The sequence below is a fragment of the Natrinema amylolyticum genome (assembly GCF_020515625.1).
GTDB lineage: Archaea > Halobacteriota > Halobacteria > Halobacteriales > Natrialbaceae > Natrinema > Natrinema amylolyticum.
Genome location: NZ_JAIWPJ010000001.1, coordinates 1,303,332 through 1,327,686 on the forward strand (window position 1 = coordinate 1,303,332; position 24,355 = coordinate 1,327,686).

Below are 24,355 nucleotides of genomic sequence, written 5' to 3' on the forward strand. Positions count from 1 at the left end.
CACAAGATCCGCTTATCGGGCACACGTGTATTGGGTCCTACATGTGCCGGCCCGGACAGCGACAGAAAAAAGAGTACTGGGCCCAACGAGACAGTGATGGACCAACGAGACGGAAATCGGTCGATCAGTGAATCGAGACGGCGATCCGCCGTCCCGGAGACCGATAGACGGCGTCAGTCGGGCGGTTTCCAAATAGATAAGTGCCCCCAGCAATCAATCTCCGACATATAACCGGAGTTCAAAAGAGGTGAATACAATCATCAACCTACTGACTATCCCGATGCAAGGGACACGTGTCGACGTGTTCGAGCGGATCTTCCTGGTCTTCCTGGGACTCGGTGCGCTCGTCGGAATCGTCGTAGTCGCGTATACCTTGTACAACGCGTACAAGTACCGTGACACCGGCGAGGCCGGCGAGGATGAAGATCTGCCATCCGTCGGGGAGTTACCGACAGGCGGAAAGGGCGGTAAGAAACTGTTCCTCTCGTTCGGCATCAGCGCCGTCATCGTCATTTCGCTGGTGATCTGGACGTACGGGATGCTCCTGTACGTCGAAGATCCCGGTGACGGTGGCGATAGCGCGCAGGAAGAAGCGCTCAATGTCGAAGTGACCGGCGATAGCTTCGCTTGGTTCTTCGAGTACGACAACGGTATCGAATCGACAGCTACTCTCCGCGTCCCCGCCGGTGAGCAGGTCTGGATACAGTCGACGTCAGGTGACGTCTGGCACGCGTTCGGCATACCCGAGCAACGGGTAAAAGCCGACGCGATTCCGGGCGAATACGACGAAACCTGGTTCGAGACGAAGGAATCCGAAGCCGGCCAGCAACAGGAGATCAAGTGCTTCGAACTCTGCGGCGAGTACCACACCTCGATGGTCGGGACGCTCCAGATCATGGACTCCGACGAGTTCGACCAGTGGATGGACGACCAGCTGACGATGGAGTTCACGATCGAGGATCAAAACGAGTCCCGCGTGACCGAGGGCTACGAGCTCACTCTCGAGAGTCAGGAATCCGACTTCGAGGAGAGCTATACGGCCGACGAGTTCGAGAACGGCTCCATCGAGATCACCGACATCGAGCAGGGTGGCGAGTACAACGTGACGATCGAACCGACCGACGGTCAGTTCGAGCCGGTCGAAGATCAGTTCGACATGACCGGGCCGGTCAGCGAAACCTACCAGCTCGAGATGAACGCAACGGAAAGTACTGCCAATGAAAGCGAAACGAACGACGGAGGTGGGGCCTGATGAGTGACCTTCCGCCGATGCGGTCGGTCAAGCGCTGGTTGGTCACGACCAATCACAAGGACGTCGGCATTCTCTACATATCGACGGCGTTGTTCTTCCTCGTCTTCGGTGGCGTCCTCGCGCTGCTGTTCCGCACCCACCTGTGGGAAGCCGGCGGTACGGGGCTGCTCACGAACGACCAGTACTACCAGTCCGTCACTGCTCACGGACTCATAATGGTATTCTGGTTCCTGTCACCGGTTGCGAGCGGATTCGCGAATTACTTTGTGCCGCTTCAGATCGGCGCAAAAGACCTCGCGTTCCCCCGCCTGAACGCCCTGAGTTACTGGTTCTATCTGTTCTCGGGGATTCTGCTGGGGATCTCGTTCTTCCAGGGTGGCTCGTTCTCCGGCGGTTGGACGATGTACGCCCCGCTGAACGTGCCGACATATACGGGCGCGATGCAGGCAGTGACTGGCGGAAACGCGACGGTTCTCGCACTGACCCTGTTCGTCATCTCGATCACGATCGGGTCGGTGAACTTCCTCGTGACCATGCATCGGTCCCGTGCTGAAGGGCTCGGCCTGTGGAACATGCCGATGTTCTCCTGGTCGTGGCTGCTTACCGTCTGGATGATGCTGTTCGCGTTCGCGGCGCTGCTGGCAGCGCTCCTGTTGCTGTCGGTCGACCGCCTGTTCCTCACACAGTACTTCGCGACCGACCAGGGATCGGGCCTCCTGTGGGCGCACGTCTTCTGGTTCTTCGGTCATCCGGAGGTGTACATCGTCTTCTTCCCCGCGCTCGGGATCATGTTCGAAATCTTCCAGACGTTCACCGGGCGACGGCTCGTCGGCCGCAAGTGGGTCATCATCGCGATGGTCCTCGTCGCGGTGCAGTCGTTCCTCGTCTGGATGCACCACATGTTCCTGTCGACGATCAATCTCCCGATCAAGACGCTGTTCATGGCGACGACGATCGGGATTTCGCTGCCCTTCGACCTGATGGTCTTCTCGCTGATCTACACGATGGTCAAAGGGCGCGTTCGCTTTACCACGCCGTTCCTGTTCTCGCTGGGTGCGCTCGTGTTGTTCATCCTCGGCGGGATCACCGGCGTCTTCCTCGGTGCCGTCGTGCTCGACTACGAGTTCCGGGGCACCTACTGGGTCGTCGCTCACTTCCACTACGTGATGGTCTCCGGCGTCACCGCGCTGTTCGGCGGCCTCTACTACTGGTGGCCCAAGATCACCGGCAAGATGTACTCCGAGCGACTCGGGAAGCTCAGCTTCGCGGTCTACTTCCTCGGCTTCAACCTGCTGTACTTCCCGATGTTCCTCGCGTGGGAGACGCCACGCCGTGTCTTCCACTACGCCGAGAGCGCACAGATCTATCACCAGCTGGCGACCGTCGGGGCGTTCGTCCTCGGACTGGGTGTCCTTCTCGTGTTCGTCACGCTCGCGAAGAGTCTGATCACCGGCCCCGCTGCGCCGGACAATCCGTGGACCTACTCGCGAACCGCCGAGTGGGCGATTCCCTCGCCGCCGCCGCTCGAGAACTGGCCCGACCGACCCAGCTACGCCAGCGGCAAGCTCGAGTTCGTCGACGACGCCGCGACCGCGACCGACGGCGGTGTCGCACAGGAAGCCACCGCTCCGGCGGCCACGGCACACGAGGAGGAACACGCCGACCACGCCAGCATCTGGCCGCTCGGCATCGGTGCCGCGACCTTCACGTTCTTCCTCGGACTCAGCGGCATCACGCCGTACGTCTTCTCGTTCGTCGAGTCACACATCCACAGCGACGTCGGTAGCTTCGTGACCCTCGACTCGGCGCCCGCACAGAACGTCATCTATCCGGTCCTCGTGGTGCTCGGACTGGGAATGATGGCCGTCACGCTGTTCCAATTCGGTCGCGAGCAGTTCGACGCGCCCGAGATGGCCGTCGCCGAGCGCTGGCCGTTCGGCGGCGTCAGCAACGAGAAGATGGGCGTCTGGGTCTTCCTGGCCTCGGACGTCGTCGTCTTCGGTGCCGCGATCGGCGCGTACGTGTTCATGCGCATCCACATGGGATGGAGCAACTGGCACCTCGACTCGATCACCATGGCCGGCCTGTTCAACACGTACGTCCTGCTGACCTCGAGTTTCACGGTCATCCTCGCACACGTGATGGCCGAACGCGAGAACAAGAAGGGGCTGCTCGGCGCGCTGAGCGTGACGGTCCTGCTCGGACTCGTGTTCATGGGCGTCAAAGCCTTCGAGTACAGCAGCAAGTTCGCCAACGATCACTACTGGTTCAGCGGGATCGAGTACTCGATTTACTTCGTGACGACCGGCCTGCACGCGCTGCACGTCCTCCTCGGGCTGTTGATCGCGCTGTTCATGATCTACCGCGTCGTCTCGGTCGACGCCTACCTCGAGGATCACATGCCGGTCGAGTTCTTCGGGCTCTACTGGCACTTCGTCGACATCGTGTGGGTCTTCCTGTTCCCACTGTTCTACCTGATGTAGCGCTCCGCCGCTACACGGGCTTCCGTTTTCGTTCGGTTTGTGTTCTGGTCCGCGACCGATACCAGCGGATGGTGACCGACATCAGTCCTCTCGATCGAAGACGATACGGAGCGCGTTCCGTACTGGCAGGAGTGACACGTGCGTGACGTCGCCGATCAGTCGCGCTATCGTCGCCGCGCAGTGGCCGGAGTTCTCAGTCACTCGTTGTCGGACGAATAGCTGCGGTCCCGTCTCACCGACTCATCGGAGTCGGATCCGGTTTCGACGATATCTCGGTCGTCGTCGACGGATCTGACTGTCGCTACCGTCGACTCGGATCGGACGCGTCACCGCGTCCCGATTCGGTGCCGAGCCAAGAGAGTGAGAACCAGACTGACCGCGACGAGGACGACGCTGCCGGCGAGGACCGGAATCGGGAGTGGGCCGGATTCCTCGGTCGGGTCGGGATCGCTCGAATTCGCTACCGTCGGTTCGGTCGTTCCGCGGGCGGTAACGAGCGCGTCGGCGGCGACTCTGGCGTCGACGATCCCGTGCCCGTAGCGGGTATCGGTCGGTTCGCGGCTCCCGATCGTCGTCTCCCCAGTGGCCGCATTGCCCTCGGGCACTCGAGCCGTTTCGGTCAGCGTCGTCGTGATTTCGTCGGGAGAAGCGTCGGGCTCGACTGAGAGGAGTAACGCGGCCGTTCCGGAGACGTGGGGCGTCGCCATCGACGTTCCCGGCATCGACTGGTAGCCACCGCCCGGGGCGGCGCTCGTGACTGCAACGCCGGGTGCGACGACGTCGGGGACGACGTACGACGACGGCGCTCCCCAGTCGGTCGGCGCTCCCGTCCAGTCGGTTCGGTTGATCCGCTGTCCGCCGGAGAACGAGGGGACGACACCGGCTCGATCGACCGCGCCCACGCTGATCGTCTCGTAGACATTCCCGGGAGAGCCCGACGTTTCCGCTCCGTCGTTTCCGGTCGCCCCGACGACGACCGCGCCGCTCTCTCGCGCGTTTCGAACCGGATCGATAAAGGGCGCGTGTTTCCCGGTCGCACCGAGGCTCAGACTGATCACGTCGGCGTCCTCCCGAACGGCCCACTCCATACCGGCGACGACCTGCGCGAACGACCCGCTCGTCCCGCCCAATACGAGCCCGTGAAGCAACTCCGCCTCGGGCGCGACGCCGATCGCGGTACCGCTCGCCGATCCGCCGGTGACCGTTCCGCTGACGTGTGTTCCGTGCGTTCCCGTATCGTGTGGCGTCGAGCCCACGACGCGTCCGCCGGTCGCATCGAACTCCGCCCAGCCGCCGGGATAGGTCGGATCCGACGGATCGTCCGTCGCGAGTTCGAGGTCCGGGTGGCTGACGTCGACCCCGGTGTCGAGCACCGCGACCCGGACGCCCTCGCCCCGCGTGTCGTAGGCGTCCCAGACGGCGGACGCGTTCACCTGTGCGAGTCCGGTCGTCGTCGGTCGCTCACCGACCGCCGACGCGGCGGCTCCCGACGCCGTCGCGTTCACGCGATCCGGCGGCTCCGGAACGGACACCTCGAAGTTCTCGTGGACGGCCTCGACCGCGCCGAACCGTTCGAAGACCTCGTAGTCGACGGTATCGGTATCGACCTCGAGCAACACGGCATTGGTCAGCCAGAACGTCTCTTCGACCACTAGCCCGTCTCTCTCCCGTACGTACTCGAGGAGCGGCTCCTGCGTCGACTCGGCGTGGGTCTCGAGCCGGCGCTCCGCCGCGGTCTCGCTCGCGCTCGCAGGGATGCTCGCCTCCTCGAGCCGAACGACGACCTCGACGGTCGGTCCGTTCGTGGGAAGGTCGCCGTCGACGGTGATCGAGTCCTCGGCGGGTTCCTGCGTGACACCGACGACGCCCGCTCCGAGCGCGGCCGGGGCGAGAACTGAGATGGGCAGGAGACAGGCGACGAGGACGACGGTGAGGATGGGCACCGTTCCGTGGCGGTCTGACGGCATGATACGCGTACTGTGTAGTCGTGAAATAAAGACATTCTGGGGGCGACTGTCTGAGTGAGGCGATAGTCAGCCGCGACTGATCGTCCGCTATCCGTCGTGATCGCTGCGCGAATCGGCCTCAGCCCGCCCAGACCAGCGCGTAAATGAACGTAAACAGGAAATAGACGAGAAACACGGAGATGGCCGCCTTGAAGTGGAACGTGAACAGGTCGTACTCCTCGTCGCCACGTTCCTCGTCGAAGGCCTCGCGTTCGGCCTCGGAACACTCCTCGGCGTGATCGACGCCGACGTGGAACGTCACGTATCGCTCGGCTCGGAACGGCCGGCCGCAGTACGGACAGGTCGCGGCGGGCGTCTCCTCCGCGGGCACGTCGTACTCGCGCTCGAGCGCTCGATCGGTCGCCATTCGATCGCCCGTTGTGGTGGCGCGAAGAAGTGTTTGCCGGTCCGAGTCGCGAGCGACGATCGAGGCCCCGTCAGCTCGGGACGTAGGGAGGACTCATCGTCCCCTGCGAGACGAGGTAGAGGCTCACCATGGTGAAGAAGACCATGACGACGATGAGCGGATACTGGCTCCTGATCGCCTGGAGCTTGCCGGGGAACAGGTCGAAGGAAACGGTGTGAGCGACCCACACTGCGAGGACGTGTCCCAGCAGGATGCCGGCGATCTCGACGTAACCGAACCAGCCCGGCAGCGCGTATCGAGTCGGGTTCGGCGGCGGGTGCAACGGCATCGCCAGGGCGTCGAGCAGCGACGGCCACAGCGAGAGCCCGAACCCGACGTAGTGTGCGAGGTGATAGCCGGCGGCGATGGCGAGCAGCGGCGCGGCGAGTCTGTAGCCGAGATATCGGCGGGAGAGATACGTCTCGGCTCGCTCACGGGTTCGGTCGATGGCGGCCCAGTAGACCTTCCAGAACAGGCCGAACCCGCCCACGAGCAAGATGAGATAGACCAGCACCGGCGGCAGTCCGAGTCCGACCAGCGTTTCGACGGTCCAGACGCCCGCCGGCGTGACGATGAACCCACTGTAGGTCAGTTCCCAGACCAGCGCGAGCACGAACGCCACGAGCGACGTGTCCGTGATGAGATCCGGCTCGCTCAGCCGCGATCCGGGATATCGGAGTTCGAACCCGTCGTCGGTTCGCTGGATCGGTGCGACGGCTCCGTAGAGCCGAAACCACAGCGAGAGGGGGTCCCCGCGTCGGAACCACGTCGCCGGCGAAAACACGACCGCACCCGAGATCGTAAACAGCGAGTACATCGTCAGTACGAATATCAGTGCCTGGGGCGACGACGTTAGGGGCGCGACGACCTCGAGCCAGACGAAGGTCAACAGCGCGATGACGGCGGGCCAGGAGTCGTACGACGACGGATAGGATTCGTAGCCGTTCGGGAGCGCCTCGGCGATCCGTCGCCAGGGGTTGAGTGCGGGCCACGGGTTTCCGACGGCGTAGGCGACGATCGTCAGCAGCGCGCGTCCGCCGACGAACGTCACCAGAACGGCCGCGCTGACCAGTCCGATATTCGGCCCGCCGATGCCGGCTGCGAAGACGAGCGCGAGTCCGAGGAGCCCGATCACGCCCAACAGGAGCGAGCCCGCGGTCAGCAGCCGGTCGAGGGACGGCTCGAGCGCGTGGTCGTGATAGGAGCCGATCACGTCACGGTCGGTGACGAGCATCGTCAGCAGGGCCGAGGCACCGACGGCACCGCCACCGGTCGCGAGATAGAGCCACGTCGGGACGCTCACGTCGGCGCTTCCACCGAGGCCGGCGGCGACGTTGCTCGCGGCGACGACGCCGGCACTCGCCGCGAGGGAGACGAGGACGAACCCGAGGACGATACCGGTTCGGCGAGCGAGAGCCGACCGTTCACTCATTGGCGGCGATTCGTCCCGGCGACCCATCTACGTATCGCTTCAACACGGTTCCCGTCGGACGTTCGCATGAGGAAGGTATAAGTATCCGTCACCCACATTCCCCACTAATGGCGAGTCTACGGACGTACACCCTCATTTACGTTGCACTGATACTGCTGGCAACAGGGAAGTTCGTCTTCTTCCACTTCCCCGAGATATTCAACTACCAGATGGCAGTGGGCGGCACGATGATCCTGGCGGTGATCAAGGTGTCGCTGATCGCCGGCTACTTCCAGCACCTGAAAGACGAGCCGCGGTCGATCACCTACCTGATGCTCACCGCGGTGTTCATGGTGTTCCTGCTGACCCTCGCCGCGGGTTACTCGATCCAGTAATCCGCCTCGAGGATTCGACCGTCTCGCGGAGCAGTTCTCCACGTTTCTCGCCGTTTTCCGCATCCCATAGCGCCAGCTCTCCCGGCAATCCGCTGATCTTGGTAGTCGCCGTCTCGCTCGATCTCCGACAGGGCTCGCCCCCAGCCATCGCAAGCGAAAGCGACCGAAACGGCCCCGATCAGCTGCTCGTCACGCCCCGCTGAGAGCGATACGTCCATACGTGTGCAGTGGCTGGCTCACCGAACGAGCGCCCGTTTCTCGAGGACCTGTCGCTGTCAAGCGCGACAGTTTCTCCGCAGTGTCGGCGTCGTACGTCGTGTCCGAAGCCCGACGGTATCTCGCGGTGTTCGCCGTCTGATCACTACTCACCAATCCCTGTCGTCAATTCTACTGAGCGGGCGCTTGGAGACGTTTCACACGCTTCTACAGTACGTACAGATCCTCCTGTACGACCGATTCGGTCGACCGACCACTGGACTCGAGGGGGACTCTTCATAAACCCGTTCGACCGATGGGATCGGCGTGTGCGCTTCGATACCGGTCGTTCTAGACGGCGTTCGTTCGCGGGACTGAACCCTTACATCGGGCTCGAGAGGTCAACGGACGATGGCGATGGTGGTCACGAAACTGGGGCGGCCGACGATCCGAACATCTTCCGGTTGAGCGAAGCCACAGAACGAATTCCGGTCGGGCAGGAGCCACATGTCGTCGCGGGTTTCGATCGCTAACGCAGCAGCTTCCGGGTCCAACGAACGGAAAGAAAACGAGACCGAGTCGTTATTCGCTGCCGAACATCTGGCGCATCATCGGATGCATTTCCATCATCTGCTCCTCGGCGATCTCCTCGTACAGCTTGTACGTGATGGAGACGGCCAGCAGCAGCCCGGTTCCGGTCACGCCGCCGATGGTGCCGAGCATGTTCGCACAGACGGCCAGCAGGCCGACCAGCGCGCCGCCGATGACGGTCACTTGCGGGATGTACCGCTCCATGACCTTCTCGATGACGCCGACGTTCTGTCGGAAGCCGGGGATCTGCATCCCGGAGTTTTGGATCTGTTGTGCCGTCGATTCCGGACCCATGTCGGTGGTCTCCACCCAGAAGATGGCGAAGATCGCGCCACCGACGACCATGAAGGTGACGTCGATGCCGATCCGGATCATTACCTGCCACCACTCCTGGGTGACGGCGGACGTCCACCACATCCAGTCCTGTCGGGAGTAGATCGGGGCCACGTAGTAGAAGAACCCACTGACAGGATTACCCTGTTGGGAGTAGGTTCCGAGCCACCCGGGCATGTTACCCCACTGGCTGTTCAGGATCTGCCCCATGAACTGGACGTTCGCCTGCACTGCGCGAACGAGGATCATGGGCAGGACGCTCGCGTAGATGAGCTTCACGGGGAAGCGCCCGCGAGCACCCTTGACCCGGGCGTGGCTGAGCGGGATCTCGACGCGAACCGACTCCGCGTAGACGACGATCCCGAAGATCAACAGCGTCGTCACCAGCCCGATGAGGTTCCCCTCGGAGACTAACAGGGCATAGAGCCCTTCTCCGGAGGCGATCGACCCGATATCGACCTGTCCGGTCAGAATCTGGTACCAGCTATAGAAGAACCCTTCCGAGTTCGGCTGGATGAAACCGGTGACCAGACGCTGGCTCACGCCGGCGATGATGAACAGCCCGATCCCGCTGCCGACGCCCCATTTACTGACGACCTCGTCCATATAGAGGATGAGGATCCCGCCAATGAGGATCTGGGCGAACATCAGGACCTGGATCTGCGTCGCGGTGAGTGCGATCCCACCGAGTTGCATTGACGTCTGGGCTGGCAGGAAGCCCCCTCCCGGCGGACCGGAGAACACCATCGGGAGCCCGGTCAAGATGACCATCAGGATGACCAGCAGCTTCTGGAGACCCTGATAGAGGACCTGGTCCCGGGGATCGTCCGTGTCGAGTCCGAGTAGGTTCGCACCGCCGAGCAACTGTAAGACGATGCTCGCGGTGACGATCGGACCGATACCGACCTGTAGGACTGATCCGTGTGCTCCGGCGAGGATCGCACGGAACTCCCCGAAGAGGTCGCCCGTCCCGCCGGCCTGATAGCCGAGCAGCGTGATGCTCGTCAGGAAGAAGTACAACATCAGGATGCCGGCCGTCCACATCAGTTTGCGCTTGAAGGGGACGTGCCCCTCCGGACGGCGCACTGCTGGCATCCGCGTGAGGACCGGTTCAGCGGCTTCCTTCCATCCCATATGTTATTCCTCGTCCTGTTCAGCGTCGGCTTCAGCGTCGTCGTCCTCCTGGCCTCGCTCCGAGACAACTGCCTCGCCGCCGGCAGCCTCGAGCTTCTCCTCGGCCGTATCGGAGAACGCGTCCGCCGTTATCTCGAGCGTGTTCCGGACCTGACCGGAGCCGAGGACCTTGACGACGTCGACTTCGTGGCCGTCCTCGACGACGTCGCGTGCATCGAGTCGGTAGCCGTCGTCGGTCTCCTCGGCGAGGCCGTCAGCGACGTAGAGGATCGCGTCCTCGTCTAGCTTCTGGACGTCGATCTCCGCGACATCCTCGCGGATGTCGTGGGGTCGCGTGAAGCCGTGTTTGCCCTTCGGTTCGTAGTTGTGGAACTCGTGTTTGCTGCGCCCGGCACGGCCGCGGCCACCACGGTGGCCCGCACCGCGTCGATTCTTGTGTGAACCGCCGCTGTGGGTCCGCGATCCGCGCTGGCGTCGTTTTTTGCTCGTCATGGTTATCGCATCGATTCTAGGAGGTCGTTAATCTCCCCTGTTGTATGCTTTCCGAGTTGGCCGCCCTCAACGGTCGGCTTCTTGATACCGTCGTGACCTCCCCGCGGTGGGTGAAGTCGAAGGGTCGGTGACAGTCCCTCGTCACGAAGTGTCGTCTCCTCTGCCAGGAGCGCCTCGGCCAGTTCGCCGAAGCCGTCGTACTCCGTGTTGTCGGACAGCCACGCCTCGTCGACGTCCGACTGGTCGCCCTCGAGAGGCTCCGCTCGCTTCGCGAGCAGGGTCTCGAGCACGTCAGCATCGGGCTCGCCGACGGCGACGTAGTCGTTGACCTTCGCGATCATCCCCTCGTAGGCGTCGGTCTCGGGGACGAGCGCACAGTGGTTGACGTTGTGAATGTTGAGCATCGACAGGGTGTCCTGAACGTCTTCCTGTCGGTTCACTTCGCCGCGGATCTGGACGATCGCTTTCATTGGTCAGCCACCTCGGCTTCGTCCCGGTGCCGGTCGCTCCGTCGTCGCGGGTGACGCGACTGGGAGGCGTTTTCGAGCGCGTTGTAGGTCGCTTTCGCGAGATTGACCGTCGTTCGAGTGTTGCCGTGACTCTTTGTCCAGGCGTTCTCGATGCCGGCCAGCTCGAGGACGTGACGGACGGTGTCGCTGGCGGCCAGCCCCAGCCCTTCGGGGGCGGGGATGACTTCGACCTCGACGGAGCCGGCTTTGCCGGTCGTCCGTCGGGTCAGCGAGTGTGGCCGGTCCGAGCGGTCCTCCCAGGAGCCCGAACCGCGCGGGACCTGGATCATGTTCAGTTTCGCGATACCGATCGCCTTCTGGATGGCAGAGCCGACCTGATCGTCTCGGCCTTCGGCGTAGCCGATGAACCCATCGCGGTTGCCGACGGCGACGACACAGCGGAACTTCACGCGTCGTCCGGAGTCGGTCATCCGCTGGACCATGTTGATGTCCAGCACTTCGTCTTCCAGTCCGGGCAGGAGCTGGTCGACGAGTTCGGGTTCCTTCAGCGGCAGTCCAGAGTTGAGAGCGTCCTCCATCGTCTCGATTTCGCCCTCCTGGACCATCCGGCCGAGACGGGTAACGGGCTCCCATCCGCCGTCGTTGTAGTTGTTTCCACTCATTCGAGAATCGCCTCTCGTACCTCGTCGAAGTGTTCGGGGAGATCCGTCGCGTCGAACTCGCCGCTGTACAGCGGCTCGTCTAACTGTTCGGCGTACTCGGCGATGTGCTCGCCGCGCGTGCGCGACCAGTCCGCCAGTACGCTATCGTTGTGCGGGATCTCGAGGCCCGCGTCGATCGCGCCCTCCTGTACCGCGAACACCTTGTTGCCGGGCGTGGCCGTGTTGAGGCCGATGTCGAGGACCGCTTCCTCGAGACCGGCTTCGACGGCCCGCTGGCCGGCCAGCAGGCCAGTCAGATATGCCGCGGAAATGTTACTCGTGGGTGCGTCCCAGCCGTACTCCGCCAGATCGCTCGAGTGTGCACTCGCAAGCGTCTCGTCTCCCTGAGGTCCGGGAGTGATCAGCTGCGCCGTAGTATGCTTGTTACTCTTGCGAGCAACGAGGCGGGGCTTTCCCGATTTCAGCAGGCGCAACCTCTGGTGGTAGTCCGTCCGGACCTCACGGCGACGCCGCATCGGTACTTTGTATCGTGGTCCTGTCGCCATTATTGGTCACCGTAGTTTTCGTCGATGTAGTTCATCAGGTACCGGACGCTACGGAACTCCCCGCCGCCAGCCTTCTTGTAGAGCTCGCGGTACTGCGTGGGCGTCAGTTCGCCCTTGTCGCGGAGTTCGCGCAGCTTCCGTCGCTGTGCGCGAATCTTGTTCTGCCATTCGTCCTTCTCGTTCTGGCGTGCGCCCTTCTTGCCGCGTCGCTTGCCCTGGCCGTTCTGGTGGCCGTAGGCGCGCTTCGCGTTCCGTTCGCGGGCGCGGCCGCGAGAGTTGCCCGAGGCGTCGTCAGCCTGAATGCGACCCTCGTCGACGAGTTCTCGGATCTCGTCGCGCGTGATCGCTTCGGCGATGTCTCCCTGAGCCTCCGGATCGAACCAGACGCGGTTCTTACCGACGTCCATGACGTCGGCAGCCAGTCGCTTCTGTGCTGAGAGATCAGTCATTGGATTCCACCTCGACTTCCTCGTAGGTCGGGTTCAGGACGCGAACGTCCTGCTCTTCGGCGAGTTCTTCGATCCGCTCGCGCTTGCGCGCACCGACAGCGGATGCGATCCGAACCGCCTCACGAGAGCCGTCGACGCCCTCGAGGTCGTCCGTGTTCTCGACGTAGACTTCCTCGAAGCCGCTGGGGTGTTTGCCGCGGACTTCTTTGGGCGTGCGGTAGCCGGCCTCGACTTTCGGGCCCTTGCCCTTGACGCCGCGTCGCTGCTTGGACAGCTGACCGCGAGGTCGCCGCCACGATTTGGGCGTCCGCTTTTTCTTGTGGTAATCCTGCCGGTTGAACTGCGGTTTCCCTTCGCTCTTCCGACGGTTGAGGAGTCGTTCCTCCTTGTCGGAGAGCTCGGGCGTCTTCTCGGTCAGCCCGCGGGGCTGCAGTTCGGTCTCGACGTCTTCGTCGGGTTCCGCCTCCTCCTCGACCCCTTCGTCTTCGATCTCGGCCTCGGTCTCCTCGGTGACCTCGAGGTCACCGACGTCGGCCTTGATACGGGCGGCGAGTGCGTTCCCGACGCCGTCGGCCTCGGCGAGGTCGTCCTGATCGGCTTCCTTGACGTCCTGGATGGACTCGAAGCCGGCGTCACGCAGTGCGTCTGCCTTGCTCGCACCGACGCCGCTGATATCCTCAAGTTCCTGGGGTTCGTCGTCTGCCATCTATCAGGCACCTCCTTTCGCGGGTTTGTTGGTGATGTAGACCCCGTCCTGGAAGACGCGGGTGTCCTTGCCGCTGACCTTCGTCAGCTGCTCGATGTCCGCCGCCGTCTGTCCGACATCTTCCTTGCTGGGGCCGGACAGGACGATCTGCTCGTCGTCGACGGTGACCTCGGTCTCACCGTGGATAGTCGTTCGTCGCGGTGCCTTTTCGCCGAGGAAGTTCTCGATGACGACTTCCTCGCCCTCCACGCGGACCTGCATCGGGAAGTGAGAGTAGAAGACTTCCATCTCGTACTCCCAGCCCTCAGTCACGCCGTGGACGGCGTTTCGGATGTGGCTCTCGAAGGTGCCGACGGTCGAATTCGTCTTCGCGTCCTCGGCACCGCTCTCGATTACCACCTGATCGTCGTCCGCTTCGACGGTCACGTCAGGGTACCAGAGACGGCGCGTAATGGCGCCTTCCGGGCCCTCGACGGTGACGTCGAAACGGTCGACCTCGACGGTTACGTTCTCGGGGATTTCCAGTTCTACTCGCATGGTCAGTAGACGTATGCGATCACCTGACCCCCAATACCCTTCTCGCGAGCCTCGTAGTGGCTCATGATGCCACTGCTCGTCGTGACGACGAGGGCACCGAAGTCTCGAGCGGGGAGATAGCGCTTCTCCCACTTCTCGAAGTCCTCGGAACCAACGGCGTAGCGGGGCTTGATGGGGCCGCACTCGTTGATCGCTCCTTTCAATTCGATCTCGAACTGACCGGCTTTGCCGTCGTCGACGTACTCGAAGCCGTCGATGTACCCGCGGTCGTAGAAGACCTCGAGCACGCTGCCGATTTCGTTCGAGGCGGGCGTTACCTCGTGGGTGAGATGACCCACGCTCTCGGCGTTATCGAGTCCCGAGAGCGCGTTGCTGAGTGGATCGTTTCCGGTCATGTTATCGGTACTTCCTGAATCCCATGTCGCGGGCGATCTCGCGGAAACACTGCCGGCAGAGGTTGATGTCGTACTTCCCGACAAGCCCCTGCTCGCGGCCACAGCGCTGACAGGACTCGATCTGTCCCGTTCGCTTCGCCGCGTGCTCGCCCGTGTGGTCGTTTTCTTCTGTTTCGCTTTCACTCATCGTCTGTGCCCTCCACGGTCACGTCGAAGTTAGCCTCGAGGAAGCCGATGGCGTCCTCGGTAGTCAGTCGATGCTTCGACGGGATCGACCGAGTGGCCTTGTCGCGCTTGGCGATACGGTAGCCCGGACGCACCAGGTTGACAGTGACGTCCAGCCCGAAGATTCCGATGCTCGGGTCGTACTCCTGGCTCGGGAAGTCGGTGTGTTCCTCGACGCCGAAGCTGAAGTTACCCGTATTGTCGAACTGCGCCGCGGAAATTTCCGTCAGCGGCAGCGACTTGTCGAGAAATTCGTAGGCGTCGTCGTCGCGAAGAGTGACCTTCGCGCCGATCGGATCGCCCTGGCGAATTCCGAAGTCGGGTTCGGTTCGCTTGGCCTGGGTCCGGACGCTCTCCTGACCCGTGACCTCCTCGATGATATCCTCGGCCTTACCGAGCTCGCGACCGCCCTGGCCGACGCCCATGTGGACGACGACTTTTTCGACGCGCGGTTCGCGCATCTCGTGGAAGTCACCGGATTCGGCTTCACTCATCGTCCGCACCTCCAGCGCTCACGGTATCACCGTTCGCGTCTTCCGACGCGTCGGCGTCGCCCGTGAAGTTCTCGTCGATAACGACGACGTACTCTTCGACGGTTTCGAAGCCGCCGTCGTCCGTCGAGACGCCGACGCTGTTCGAGCCGCTGCCCGGCGTGATGTCGATCGCGTCGATCTCGCCGACCTTGCCACCGTGGTTGCCACGGACGGCCGTCACGAGCGCACCCTCCTCGTAGGGGAAGTGCGCGACGACGGACTTGTCGTCGTTGTCGATGACGATCGAGTCCTTCGAAGCGTACTCGTCGTCGACGATGACGTTCGTGCCGTCGTGCAGCGTCAGCTGGGTGTCGCCACCCGCCACTTGCTGTTTGTTCACGATCTTGCCGAGGCGGCTCCCCGCCGATTCCTCGTCGATCTCGGTCAGTGCGAGTCGACCACCCTCGTCGGGGAAGACGCGGTAGTACTCTCCGCGACCCGGGAACGCAACGATGTCGAACATGCCGATCGGGCGCTGTTCGTCGTTGATCGGGTCCCCGTTGATGAGGATCGAATCCTCGGAGAGGGCGTATCGTGCTTCCTTGCGCGAGTCCACGTAGCCGAGGACGTCCCGCAGGAGGACGACGAGCGGCACGCCGTCTTCACCGTGCGGTCCGGCGTCGGCCTTGACCGTGAAGGTCTCGGTCTTTCGCTCGACCGGCCAGGACTTCGGTACCGAGAGTCGTTTCTGGTGTTTCGTCATTCGCTATCACCTTCGAGACGCGCCTCGCGACGCTCGTCCTCGAGATCGAGCTCCGTGATCCGGACGTTCGAGGGGTCGAGCGGCCGCGGCACTTCCTCGCCGTCGGCCGTCTCGACGGTCACGTCCTCGACGTGGATGGTCCCATCCTCGAGGATTGCGCGCATGACCTCGCCTTCGTCGCCGGCGTGGTCGCCGCGCATGACCTCGACCGTGTCGCCCGCGTTGACGCGGGTTCGACGGGTGTCGTACTCCTCGCGGAGCTCGTCGGACAGCGTCGCGTGCAGCTGCTTCTGTCGCTCGTGCAGCGGCGCGTTTCTCGTCTGCGTTCGCTGTTTGTGTGGTTGTTCAGTCATATCTATACGATCATCGTCGCCGTACTGGCGATTGCTCCGAAGCGCTCTGCGACTTCGCGGGCGATCGGCCCCTTGATCTCCGTGCCGCGGGGCTCCTCGTTCTCGTCGATGATGACCGCCGCGTTGTCCTCGAACTTGAGCCGCGTGCCGTCGGGCCGGCGGATCGATTTCCGCTGGCGGACGACGACGGCCTCGAGGACCTGTCGGCGCATCTCCGGGGTACCCTTGGTGACCGAGACGGTCACCTTGTCACCGATCCCCGCCTTCGGCTGGCGGTTCTTGGTGCCGTGGTAGCCCGCGACGCTGATGACCTTCAGCTCACGCGCGCCGGTGTTGTCGGCACACGTGATCAGTGAGCCCTTCTTCAGGCCCTGCGTGACGTCGGCCTTCATCGCCTCCATCACTGATCACCCTCGTCTGCGGCCGCGGCGAGGTCCTCGTCGGAGAGCTCCGGCTCAGGCTCGGCCTGGCTCGTGAGCTCTGCGAGGTCCTCTGCAGTCGCTTCTTCGGTTACTTCGACGACCACGTGCGATTTCGTCTTCGACAGTGGTCGGGTCTCTGCGATCTTGACCGTGTCACCGACCGAGAGCGGCTCGAGCACGCCCGGAACGTGTGCCGGGATGCGCGAGCGTCGTTTCATGTGTCGGTCGTACTTCGGGACCGCCACATCGTACTCTCGCTCGACGACTACGGTCTTGTCCATGTCCGTCGAAACGACGGTCCCTTCGAGGATCTGCCCTCGAACGGAGAGTTCGCCGTAGAACGGACACTTTTCGTAGTCGTATTCCTCCGGGTTTTCCGGTTCCGGAGGGGTTTCAACGTCTAGTCCTATTGCCATGGTGAGTCACCACTCGTTTCCGTGCGTCGGGCGGGTCGTGAGAGCAGCCGCGATCCATCGACCGTAACGTAGGCTACGTCCTCGCCAGCAGCGCGACTGCGGTCCCGGGAGGGACCGTCGTCGCGACAGCCAGCGACATTGCCGCCGGCTCGGTCCGCCGAAGTGGATCGCTCCTCCCCAGCGGGTTGAGTATCGGCCAGTTTGGACGCAGTCCCCGATCCCTTCTCGAGATCGGCGGCGTCATCTGTGATCGCGAACTCGAACGTCGAGCCCGATTTCGGCACCATCACGACCCGAGACTCGCCGTCGTCACGAATCTCGATCGACAGGGTCTTCGTCGTCTCGATGACGACGCGGCCCGTCAGACCCACCCGTGAGGAGTCGTCACTCTCGACGACTCGGACGGGGAGCCCGTTGAGTTCGTGTCGCGGCAGCGTCTCGGGTGTCAGTGCCATTGGTGTGTGGTTGTGTTATTCGGCAGTCGCTTCTACGTCGTCCAGGTCGCCTTCCTCTCGCTGAATCGTCTTGATTCGCGCGATGGTGCGACCAAGTTCGCCGATACGGCCCGGATTCTCCGGAGCCCCACCGGCCGCGAGGACGGACTTCGCGTTCAGCAGCTCGGTCTCGAGCTCCTCGAGTTCCTCCTGCCGTTCGGCAGGCGTCATGTCGCGGATCTCTTCGACGTGGAGGATCGCCATCAGGCGTCACCTCCCTCGTCTGCGTCTGCCTCGTCTTCCATCTCTTCGACGAGTTCCTCGGCCTCCGCTTCGACGTCTTCCTCGAGCTCTTCGAGATCTTCTTCGACGTCTTCGTCGCCGCCGGGGACCTCGACCTCGTCGAACTCCTCGTCGGCGTCGGCCTCGACCTCTTCCTCGATGACCTCCTCGACGACGTCTTCGTCGAGGTCGGCCTCGGCGTCGGGCTCTGCGGCCTCGTCAGCCGCGGCCTCGGCATCCGCTTCGGCGGCCTCGGCCTCCTCGGGTTCGCCCTCGAGGAGTTCCTCGACGCCACCTTCCGCGTTGACTTCGACGGCGTCCGGAACGACTTCTTCCGGATCCATGTCCTCGTTGACCTCGAAGTCGTCGGGCAACTCGGCACCCGGCGGGATGATCTTCACGTCGACACCGATGGTGCCGAGTTTCATGACCGCGACGCCCTGGCCGTGGTCGACGACCTCCTCTGCGGGCTCGCCGTTGTGCTTGATGTAGCCGCGGTTGAACTTCTCGACGCGCGATCGCGCGCCGGTAACCTTCCCGGACAGGACGATCTCCGCGCCGAGCGCACCGGCTTCCATGATGCGGTCGATCGTCGTGTGACCGGCCTTCCGGAAGTACCAGCCGCGCTCGAGTGCGTTGGCCAGTCGGTCCGCGACGATCCGTGCGTTGAGGTCGGGTTCTTCGACCTCTTGGACGTCGATCTGGGGGTCCTCGAGGTTGAACTTCTCCTCGAGAGCCGTCGTGACCTTCCGGATGTTCTCGCCGCCTTTGCCGATGACCATCCCGGGCTTTTCGGCCTTGAGGACGATCTGGGTACCCATCGGCGTCTTGGCGACGTCCATACCACCGTAGCCCGCGCGGCCGAGTTCTTCTTGGAAGAACTCGTCGATCTGGGACCGCTGCAGGCCGTTTTCGATGAATTGGTGTTCGTCAGCCATTAGCTATCGTCCTCCTCGTCGGTGTCGGTCTCTTCGACGATGATCTCGACGTCGACCTGTGGCGTATTCCACGAGGACGCACGCCCCATCGCGCGGGGCTTGCGGCCTACGGACTCGCCGATCTTGTGAGCGGCGACGTGGACGATCTCCATGGATTCGCCGTCGAAGCCCTGATGATCCGCGTTGGCTTCGACGTTCTCGAGCAGATCGAGGAATTCCTTGGAGACCTTCTCCGGGTACTTGCCGGCGTCCCAGCCGTCGATGTCGGAGCGGTGTCCGGCACCGGCGTTGTGGGACTTAAACGGCACCGACTGGTTCTCGTCGATGACGTCTTGTAGGTACGCCTGGGCCTCGCCGACGGTTCGGCCCTTGAGTTCGCGTGCGACCTCTTTGCTGTGCTTGTTGCTCATGTGACGCTCCCGAAGCATCGCTTTCGCGGTGGCGTCGGGATCGGCGTCGACTGAGTAGTTGATTCCCATACGATGATCACTTCAGTGGGACGAACTTCGACGATCGGGTCGCGCCGATACCGGCCTGTCCGTGCTCGACGGAGGTCCGCGTCAGCTGGAACTCGCCGAGGTAGTGGCCGATCATTTCGGGCTCGACGCGAACGCGCTCGAACGCCTGTCCGTTGTAGACCTCGAAGGTCATGCCAACGAACTCCGGCAGGATCGGCATATCCCGCAGGTGCGTTCGGATCGGGTCGTTCGCCGTTTCTTCCTCGCCCTTCTCGCGGGCCTCCTCGAGAAGCTTCTCCTTCTCGACGGAGAGACCGCGTTGGATACTTCGCCGCTGACGTGCGGGGAGCAGTTCGACGACCTCGTCGAGCTCCAGTGCCTGCAGCTCCTCGAGCGTGTGGCCGCGGTAGGTGAACTCACCTTCACGGCCGGTTCGGTACTCCTGACTCATTTGTTGCCACCTCGACCGGTACTCCGGGAGGCGATGTCACCGACCTTCCGTCCCGGCGGGGCGTCCCGCGAGACGGACTTGGGTTTGCCGGGGTGTTGCCGGCCGCCGCCACCGAACGGGTGGTCGACGGCGTTCATGGCGACACCGCGGACGCGAGGCCACTTGGTGCCCCGGGACTTCATCTTGTGATACTTGTTCCCTGCCTTGACGAACGGCTTCTCCGTTCGGCCACCGCCGGCGACGACGCCGATCGTGGCACGACACTGCGGATCGAGGCGTTTGACCTCGCCGCTGGGAAGCTGGATGACCGCTGCGTTGCGGTCGTGGGTGATCAGGTCCGCGTTCGTTCCCGAGGCGCGTGCGAATCGACCGCCGTCGCCCGGGTTCGACTCGACGTTACAGACCGGCACTCCTTCGGGGATCTCCGCGAGCGGGAGCGTGTTACCGGGCTTGATCTCCGCGGTGACGCCGACCTGTAGCTCCTCGCCGACGGTGATACCTTCGGGGGCGAGGATGAGGCGCTGATCGCCGTCATCGAACTCGACGGCGGCGATCGGCGCGGATCGTGCCGGGTCGTGTTCGATGTCGACGATCGTCCCACGGACGAGGTCGTCGTCTTCTTCTTTCTTGTGTTCGAGGTCCGCCTTGTAGCGGTGCGAGGGGGCACGGAACGTGGAGGTCCCGCGACCGCGTCGTTGTCCTTGAATGCGTCGTCCCATTCTCAGAACACCCCGATTCGCGAAGCGACTTCCTGTGCGTCGTCCTCCTCGGAGAGGCGGACGATCGCTTTCTTTTTGCCGTTCATCGTTACCTGCGTGTTGATGTTCTCGACGGAGATCTCGAACCGCTCCTCGACCTCGTCCCGAATTTCGGGCTTGGTCGCGTCCGGGTTGACGACGAACTGGAGCTTGTTTTCGAAGTCCATGTCGTTCATCGCCTTCTCGGTCACGAGCGGGTGTTCGATGGCCGAACTCATCGGTCGGCCACCTCCTCGAGTGCGCTCTCGGTCCAGACCGTGAGTCGTCCCGGCTGTGCACCGGGCGCGAGATCCTCCGCGTTGACCTCAGCGGCCGTCGTCACGTCGGCACCCGCGAGGTTCCGGGCCGCACGGGACGGGCCGGTCTCGCTGGAGGTGACGAAGAGGATCGACGTCGGCGTCTTGTACTTGCGGCCACGGGCTTTCCCCTGACCGGAACGGACGCTGCGACCCTCGTCGGCGCGTTCGATGTCGTCCGCGAGGCCGGCTGCCTCGAGGAATTCGACGACCTCCTGTGTCTTATGGAGGTCCTCGAACTCGTCGTCGACGACGACGGGGGTCTCGACGTCTTCATCGAACTCGTGGCCGCGATCGGCGACGAGTTCGGCGTCGGTCGTCGCAGCGATGGCGCTGCGGACGGCCAGTTTCTTTGCTTTCGTGTTGATCGATTCGGACTGGTCTTTCTCGGCTTTCGGCGGGTGTGCCTTTCGCCCTTTGACGGCCTGAGGAACGCGGCGAGCGCGACCCTCCTGCCGTGGGACGTGGGCCATACCGCGGCCGCTACCGAACGATTCGGCCGGCGTTCGAAGGCCGGCGAACTCGTCGGCACCGTAGTCCTGTTTTCGGTTTGCCTGTGCGGCGCGAACGGCACGAGCGATCAGGTCCGGGCGGTACTGGGTCTCGAAGACCGCCGGGAGCTCGATCGTGTCCGCGTCCGAGCCGTCCAGGTTTCGTACTGTTGCGTCCATGTGTTATCCCTGGTTGGATGCGGTGGAGACGTAGCGCACCTCGGGATCGAGGCGCGGCTGGTCTCCGGGTCGGATCGCCGGGCGGAAGCGTACGAGACGCTGCTGTGGCCCGGGGAGCGAGCCCTTGATCAACGCGTGTGGTCCGTCGACCTCGCCGTAATTGACGAAGCCGCCGTCGACCGTCGCGTCTGCACCGTCGCCGATGTCGACGAGGCGCTTGTTCAGTTCCGTCCGCTGATGGTAGCCCATCTGGCCCTGCTGCGGGACCGTCGAGCGGACGCGGGACGGGTTCCAGGGGCCGAGGTTACCGATGCGGCGACGCCAGCCCTGCCGGGCGTGTTTGCCCTTGCGTTTCTGGACGCCCCATCGCTTGACGGGGCCTTGGGTCCCTTTGCCTTTCGTGACGCCGCTCGCGTCGACGTACTCGCCGGCGCGGAACACGTCGTTCATGACGTGTTCGCCGCCGTCCTCGATGATCTCGAGGGCGAAATCGACGCGGTCGTCGACGGAGCCGCCGCCGACGCGCGTTTCCATCACGTCCGGTTTCTTCTTGGGCACCGAGGGAACGTCCCCCGGAACCGTGTGGGTGATGACGCGGACGTCATCGACGCGACCCTCCTCGTGGAGTCCACGGAGCTCGTCCGTGGCGGCGTCGGTGTCGTACCCGTCACCGGGAAGGTCCAGAACGCGATCGAGTTCGGGAACGAACTCGTCGGTCCAGACCTCGGTTATCGGCTTCATACCGTACGGCGTGTCTTCGTACGCTCGCAGAGCGACGGCGCGCATCGGCGGCGTCTCCACGATCGTCACAGGGACGGTCTCTTCCATCCCTTCGGTCGGCGAGTTCGCTTTATCGTCGACCATGACGACGTGGGTCATGCCGGCCTTGTAGCCCGCGAAGCCCTGAAGCGTCGGCTGTCCGTCGTCGTCCGGCCACGAGTTGAAGCGTGGGACCTCGCTGGTCGCACGCTTTCGTGGGCCGAACCCGAGTGAGCCTTTGCGTGGTGTATTTGCTTGTGGCATTCTATCACTCTCTCAGTGAGAGGGGAGCGAGCGTCGCGAACAGAGCCTCCTCCGTTCGCACGACCTCGCTTCCCTGATCCGGAACCGTGTTTAGCCAGAGGTCGAACCCCGGATCGGCAGTGGGTTCGACTCCGTTATCGGCCGCGTCGTCCCGGTTGGACGACGGTTCGACTGCGTCGCCTTGTCCGGACGACGCTTCGATGGCCGATTCCTCGATTTCGAGGATAGCCGGCAGCCCTCTCTCGGGCGCGCCGAAGGCGACGGTCATCCCGTCGCGCTCGGTACGTCCGGCCAGCGTCTCGAGCCGCCCGACGGTGAGCTCTTCACCGAATCGGGAGGCCGCGATACGGACGCCGGCGTCCTCACGGCCGAGTGCTGCCTGCAGGTCCGTCTGCTCGATCGAAAGTCCCGGGAGGGGATCATCGACGAGCTTCGCCCGGACCGGTCGTCGCGAAGAGATCCTGACGGTCACGCGCTCCCCCTCTTCGACCGCCATTTTCGGCGGTACGTTGAGGGAGATCGGGTGTTGCAGTCCGCAATTGACCCGGACGCGCCCTTCAGGTCCGACCTCGGTCACGATTCCTTGTCTTGACGACCCCGAACCGGTAGATTCGGAGCCGGTCTGTGACATGGCGCGGAGCGGCGGCAAGACGCCCGCGTACTCCAGTTCGTCCCGCATCCCCCATGCCTCGTTGCGGAGGTATGGAGGCGTTGCGGCGTATCGCAACACGGTTTGTACGAACCCGCCGTCGAACTGCCCGGTTTCGCCATCCCGATCGGGATAGACGACCAGGCGATCAGCCCGGAAGATCGTCGCCGCGCGGGCGACGTATCCGAGCTTTCGGGTAGCCTCGCGTTTGTCTTCGGCTTCCCGACTGATCGACGACGGCACGAGCACGCTGACAGTCATGCCGAGACGCTTCGACGCCGCGTCACTAGACTGTAGCGATATATTGCGGAGAGGGTCTTAAAAGAATAGCGGATTCGATTCCGGCTGACAACGCCTCACACCCTCGAATTCGTGCCGAACAGACACACACTCACTCACGGTAACTTATCGCAGACGGCCTCCAGGAAGAGGCGGTTGATGTTGCCGGGTCACACCGTCGCCTGCCGGCTCGATCGCTCGAGAATCGGCATGCCGCAGCATGCCGATGCCGGTTCGATTCGCAACCCTTATACACCTATCCGGTGGTAGATATGAGTGCAGCAGGGCGCTGGTAGTGTAGTGGTATCACGTGACCTTGCCATGGTCACAACCTGGGTTCAAATCCCAGCCAGCGCACTTCTACGGCGAACAACTTCGGCGAGCACCGCGTAGCGTGTGCTCGCCATCCGTGAGCCGTAACTTCGTACTGGATTTGAACGAGAGAAGACGCAGCCCGCACAGCGAACGGAGTGAGCGAGCAGGACCGTCTTCGCGTTGTTCAAATCCCAGCCAGCGCATTTCTCCGAACACAACGTCACGAGCGACGCGATAACTGTATCTCGAGGAATCTTCGACCCCTCGAGCAGTCGCCGTTTCGCGCTGACGACCGGGAAATGAGCGTCGCGAACAGTCAGCGCACTTCTCCGAGATCAATTCCAACGCACACCGCTCGAGGTGCTTGCCAGCTGTACAGTCTTTCCTCAAGCCGTACCGATAATATCGAGTCAGCGGCTGCGGCTCCGCGTCGTCCGTAACCGCGAGCAGCGAATCGATTCGCACGGACGGGATCGAGGCGAGCGTCTCGCTCGAGCTTCGTCATTTATAAATAGATGTGGTGCTATCGTCCAGTTACACTCGAGACAGAGTGTGACGGCGCAGCACCGATCGAACGCGCTGGTAGTGTAGTGGTATCACGTGACCTTGCCATGGTCACAACCTGGGTTCAAATCCCAGCCAGCGCATTTCTGTCGCGAACAAATCCGTGAGCGACAGAATCGTTCT

The 24,355-nt window shown here is 63.3% G+C and carries 31 protein-coding genes and 2 tRNA genes; 5 read left to right on the forward strand and 28 right to left on the reverse strand.

What is annotated here, in order from left to right:
* Nucleotides 1-280 precede the first annotated feature (280 nt).
* Together coxB and LDH66_RS06400 are read left to right on the forward strand one after the other, a co-directional pair.
* The gene (coxB, locus tag LDH66_RS06395; RefSeq protein ID WP_226480229.1) at nucleotides 281-1,252 is read left to right on the forward strand and encodes a cytochrome c oxidase subunit II; all 972 of its coding nucleotides are present in this window, start codon (nucleotides 281-283) and stop codon (nucleotides 1,250-1,252) included.
* Nucleotides 1,252-3,735, forward strand: a complete 2,484-nt coding sequence (locus LDH66_RS06400; RefSeq protein WP_226480230.1) for a cbb3-type cytochrome c oxidase subunit I — start codon at nucleotides 1,252-1,254, stop codon at nucleotides 3,733-3,735. Before coxB ends, LDH66_RS06400 begins: the two co-directional genes overlap by 1 nt.
* A 326-nt stretch (nucleotides 3,736-4,061) precedes the next feature.
* Here LDH66_RS06400 and LDH66_RS06405 read toward each other — a convergent pair whose 3' ends face one another.
* The 3 genes from LDH66_RS06405 to LDH66_RS06415 all read right to left on the reverse strand — a co-directional run bounded on the left by LDH66_RS06405 (nucleotide 4,062) and on the right by LDH66_RS06415 (nucleotide 7,606).
* Nucleotides 4,062-5,702, reverse strand: coding sequence for a S8 family serine peptidase (locus LDH66_RS06405; protein WP_226480231.1), 1,641 nt, complete (start codon nucleotides 5,700-5,702; stop codon nucleotides 4,062-4,064).
* Between the two features lie 118 nt (nucleotides 5,703-5,820).
* On the reverse strand, nucleotides 5,821-6,108 hold the full coding sequence (locus LDH66_RS06410) for a DUF7410 domain-containing protein (RefSeq protein WP_226480232.1): 288 nt from the start codon (nucleotides 6,106-6,108) through the stop codon (nucleotides 5,821-5,823).
* A gap of 70 nt (nucleotides 6,109-6,178) precedes the next feature.
* Nucleotides 6,179-7,606 carry a hypothetical protein gene (locus LDH66_RS06415; RefSeq protein ID WP_226480233.1) on the reverse strand — a complete coding sequence of 476 codons (1,428 nt, stop codon included), beginning with the start codon at nucleotides 7,604-7,606 and terminating at the stop codon, nucleotides 6,179-6,181.
* Nucleotides 7,607-7,686: 80 nt separating this feature from the next.
* Between LDH66_RS06415 and LDH66_RS06420 the strand changes: the two genes are divergently transcribed.
* Entirely contained in the window at nucleotides 7,687-7,953 is a 267-nt protein-coding gene (locus tag LDH66_RS06420; RefSeq protein WP_226480234.1) for a cytochrome C oxidase subunit IV family protein, read from the forward strand.
* Nucleotides 7,954-8,730: 777 nt separating this feature from the next.
* Here LDH66_RS06420 and secY read toward each other — a convergent pair.
* The 25 genes from secY to LDH66_RS06545 are packed head-to-tail and all read right to left on the reverse strand — an operon-like array spanning nucleotide 8,731 to nucleotide 23,335.
* Nucleotides 8,731-10,206: a preprotein translocase subunit SecY gene (gene secY, locus LDH66_RS06425; RefSeq protein WP_226480235.1), complete on the reverse strand. Its 1,476-nt coding sequence runs from the start codon at nucleotides 10,204-10,206 to the stop codon at nucleotides 8,731-8,733.
* A 3-nt stretch (nucleotides 10,207-10,209) separates the two neighbouring features.
* The gene (locus LDH66_RS06430) at nucleotides 10,210-10,698 is read right to left on the reverse strand and encodes an uL15m family ribosomal protein (protein WP_226480236.1); all 489 of its coding nucleotides are present in this window, start codon (nucleotides 10,696-10,698) and stop codon (nucleotides 10,210-10,212) included.
* Between the two features lie 2 nt (nucleotides 10,699-10,700).
* Nucleotides 10,701-11,168, reverse strand: coding sequence for a 50S ribosomal protein L30 (rpmD, locus tag LDH66_RS06435; protein WP_226480237.1), 468 nt, complete (start codon nucleotides 11,166-11,168; stop codon nucleotides 10,701-10,703).
* Nucleotides 11,165-11,830, reverse strand: a complete 666-nt coding sequence (locus tag LDH66_RS06440) for a 30S ribosomal protein S5 (RefSeq protein ID WP_226480238.1) — start codon at nucleotides 11,828-11,830, stop codon at nucleotides 11,165-11,167. The genes rpmD and LDH66_RS06440 overlap by 4 nt, the downstream gene beginning before the upstream one ends.
* A complete protein-coding gene (locus LDH66_RS06445) occupies nucleotides 11,827-12,375 on the reverse strand; it encodes a 50S ribosomal protein L18 (RefSeq protein WP_226480239.1) in 549 nt (182 codons plus the stop codon). Before LDH66_RS06445 ends, LDH66_RS06440 begins: the two co-directional genes overlap by 4 nt.
* A complete protein-coding gene (locus LDH66_RS06450) occupies nucleotides 12,375-12,824 on the reverse strand; it encodes a 50S ribosomal protein L19e (protein WP_226480240.1) in 450 nt (149 codons plus the stop codon). Before LDH66_RS06450 ends, LDH66_RS06445 begins: the two co-directional genes overlap by 1 nt.
* Nucleotides 12,817-13,530: a 50S ribosomal protein L32e gene (locus tag LDH66_RS06455; protein ID WP_226480241.1), complete on the reverse strand. Its 714-nt coding sequence runs from the start codon at nucleotides 13,528-13,530 to the stop codon at nucleotides 12,817-12,819. Before LDH66_RS06455 ends, LDH66_RS06450 begins: the two co-directional genes overlap by 8 nt.
* Nucleotides 13,531-13,533: 3 nt before the next feature.
* Nucleotides 13,534-14,067: a 50S ribosomal protein L6 gene (locus LDH66_RS06460; RefSeq protein WP_226480242.1), complete on the reverse strand. Its 534-nt coding sequence runs from the start codon at nucleotides 14,065-14,067 to the stop codon at nucleotides 13,534-13,536.
* A gap of 2 nt (nucleotides 14,068-14,069) precedes the next feature.
* Nucleotides 14,070-14,462 (reverse strand): 30S ribosomal protein S8, encoded by a 393-nt coding sequence (locus LDH66_RS06465; protein WP_226480243.1) that lies wholly within the window; start codon nucleotides 14,460-14,462, stop codon nucleotides 14,070-14,072.
* A 1-nt stretch (nucleotide 14,463) separates the two neighbouring features.
* On the reverse strand, nucleotides 14,464-14,649 hold the full coding sequence (locus LDH66_RS06470; protein WP_222917632.1) for a 30S ribosomal protein S14: 186 nt from the start codon (nucleotides 14,647-14,649) through the stop codon (nucleotides 14,464-14,466).
* A complete protein-coding gene (locus LDH66_RS06475; RefSeq protein WP_226480244.1) occupies nucleotides 14,642-15,181 on the reverse strand; it encodes a 50S ribosomal protein L5 in 540 nt (179 codons plus the stop codon). Before LDH66_RS06475 ends, LDH66_RS06470 begins: the two co-directional genes overlap by 8 nt.
* Nucleotides 15,174-15,923 (reverse strand): 30S ribosomal protein S4e, encoded by a 750-nt coding sequence (locus LDH66_RS06480; protein WP_226480245.1) that lies wholly within the window; start codon nucleotides 15,921-15,923, stop codon nucleotides 15,174-15,176. The genes LDH66_RS06475 and LDH66_RS06480 overlap by 8 nt, the downstream gene beginning before the upstream one ends.
* Nucleotides 15,920-16,276, reverse strand: a complete 357-nt coding sequence (gene rplX / locus LDH66_RS06485; RefSeq protein WP_097378329.1) for a 50S ribosomal protein L24 — start codon at nucleotides 16,274-16,276, stop codon at nucleotides 15,920-15,922. The genes LDH66_RS06480 and rplX overlap by 4 nt, the downstream gene beginning before the upstream one ends.
* Before the next feature lie 2 nt (nucleotides 16,277-16,278).
* Entirely contained in the window at nucleotides 16,279-16,677 is a 399-nt protein-coding gene (locus tag LDH66_RS06490; protein ID WP_006430978.1) for a 50S ribosomal protein L14, read from the reverse strand.
* Nucleotides 16,677-17,114, reverse strand: a complete 438-nt coding sequence (locus tag LDH66_RS06495; protein ID WP_222917622.1) for a 30S ribosomal protein S17 — start codon at nucleotides 17,112-17,114, stop codon at nucleotides 16,677-16,679. The genes LDH66_RS06490 and LDH66_RS06495 overlap by 1 nt, the downstream gene beginning before the upstream one ends.
* Nucleotides 17,105-17,569, reverse strand: a complete 465-nt coding sequence (locus LDH66_RS06500) for a ribonuclease P protein component 1 (protein ID WP_226480246.1) — start codon at nucleotides 17,567-17,569, stop codon at nucleotides 17,105-17,107. Before LDH66_RS06500 ends, LDH66_RS06495 begins: the two co-directional genes overlap by 10 nt.
* A gap of 15 nt (nucleotides 17,570-17,584) precedes the next feature.
* Nucleotides 17,585-17,812, reverse strand: coding sequence for a 50S ribosomal protein L29 (gene rpmC, locus LDH66_RS06505; protein WP_226480247.1), 228 nt, complete (start codon nucleotides 17,810-17,812; stop codon nucleotides 17,585-17,587).
* Nucleotides 17,812-18,768, reverse strand: a complete 957-nt coding sequence (locus LDH66_RS06510) for a 30S ribosomal protein S3 (protein ID WP_226480248.1) — start codon at nucleotides 18,766-18,768, stop codon at nucleotides 17,812-17,814. The genes rpmC and LDH66_RS06510 overlap by 1 nt, the downstream gene beginning before the upstream one ends.
* On the reverse strand, nucleotides 18,768-19,247 hold the full coding sequence (locus LDH66_RS06515) for a 50S ribosomal protein L22 (RefSeq protein ID WP_226480249.1): 480 nt from the start codon (nucleotides 19,245-19,247) through the stop codon (nucleotides 18,768-18,770). Before LDH66_RS06515 ends, LDH66_RS06510 begins: the two co-directional genes overlap by 1 nt.
* Nucleotides 19,248-19,254: 7 nt before the next feature.
* Nucleotides 19,255-19,677 (reverse strand): 30S ribosomal protein S19, encoded by a 423-nt coding sequence (locus LDH66_RS06520; protein WP_222917609.1) that lies wholly within the window; start codon nucleotides 19,675-19,677, stop codon nucleotides 19,255-19,257.
* Complete coding sequence (locus LDH66_RS06525; protein ID WP_226480250.1) at nucleotides 19,674-20,396, reverse strand: 50S ribosomal protein L2; 723 nt, start codon at nucleotides 20,394-20,396, stop codon at nucleotides 19,674-19,676. Before LDH66_RS06525 ends, LDH66_RS06520 begins: the two co-directional genes overlap by 4 nt.
* Before the next feature lie 2 nt (nucleotides 20,397-20,398).
* Nucleotides 20,399-20,653, reverse strand: coding sequence for a 50S ribosomal protein L23 (locus LDH66_RS06530; protein ID WP_006651018.1), 255 nt, complete (start codon nucleotides 20,651-20,653; stop codon nucleotides 20,399-20,401).
* Nucleotides 20,650-21,402, reverse strand: coding sequence for a 50S ribosomal protein L4 (rpl4p, locus tag LDH66_RS06535; RefSeq protein WP_226480251.1), 753 nt, complete (start codon nucleotides 21,400-21,402; stop codon nucleotides 20,650-20,652). Before rpl4p ends, LDH66_RS06530 begins: the two co-directional genes overlap by 4 nt.
* A 3-nt stretch (nucleotides 21,403-21,405) precedes the next feature.
* Complete coding sequence (locus LDH66_RS06540) at nucleotides 21,406-22,425, reverse strand: 50S ribosomal protein L3 (protein ID WP_226480252.1); 1,020 nt, start codon at nucleotides 22,423-22,425, stop codon at nucleotides 21,406-21,408.
* Nucleotides 22,426-22,429: 4 nt separating this feature from the next.
* Complete coding sequence (locus tag LDH66_RS06545) at nucleotides 22,430-23,335, reverse strand: RNA methyltransferase (RefSeq protein WP_226480253.1); 906 nt, start codon at nucleotides 23,333-23,335, stop codon at nucleotides 22,430-22,432.
* Between the two features lie 304 nt (nucleotides 23,336-23,639).
* Here LDH66_RS06545 and LDH66_RS06550 point away from each other — a divergent pair.
* Nucleotides 23,640-23,710: transfer RNA gene (locus tag LDH66_RS06550), tRNA-Gly, on the forward strand.
* A gap of 534 nt (nucleotides 23,711-24,244) precedes the next feature.
* Nucleotides 24,245-24,315: transfer RNA gene (locus tag LDH66_RS06555), tRNA-Gly, on the forward strand.
* Nucleotides 24,316-24,355 lie beyond the last annotated feature (40 nt).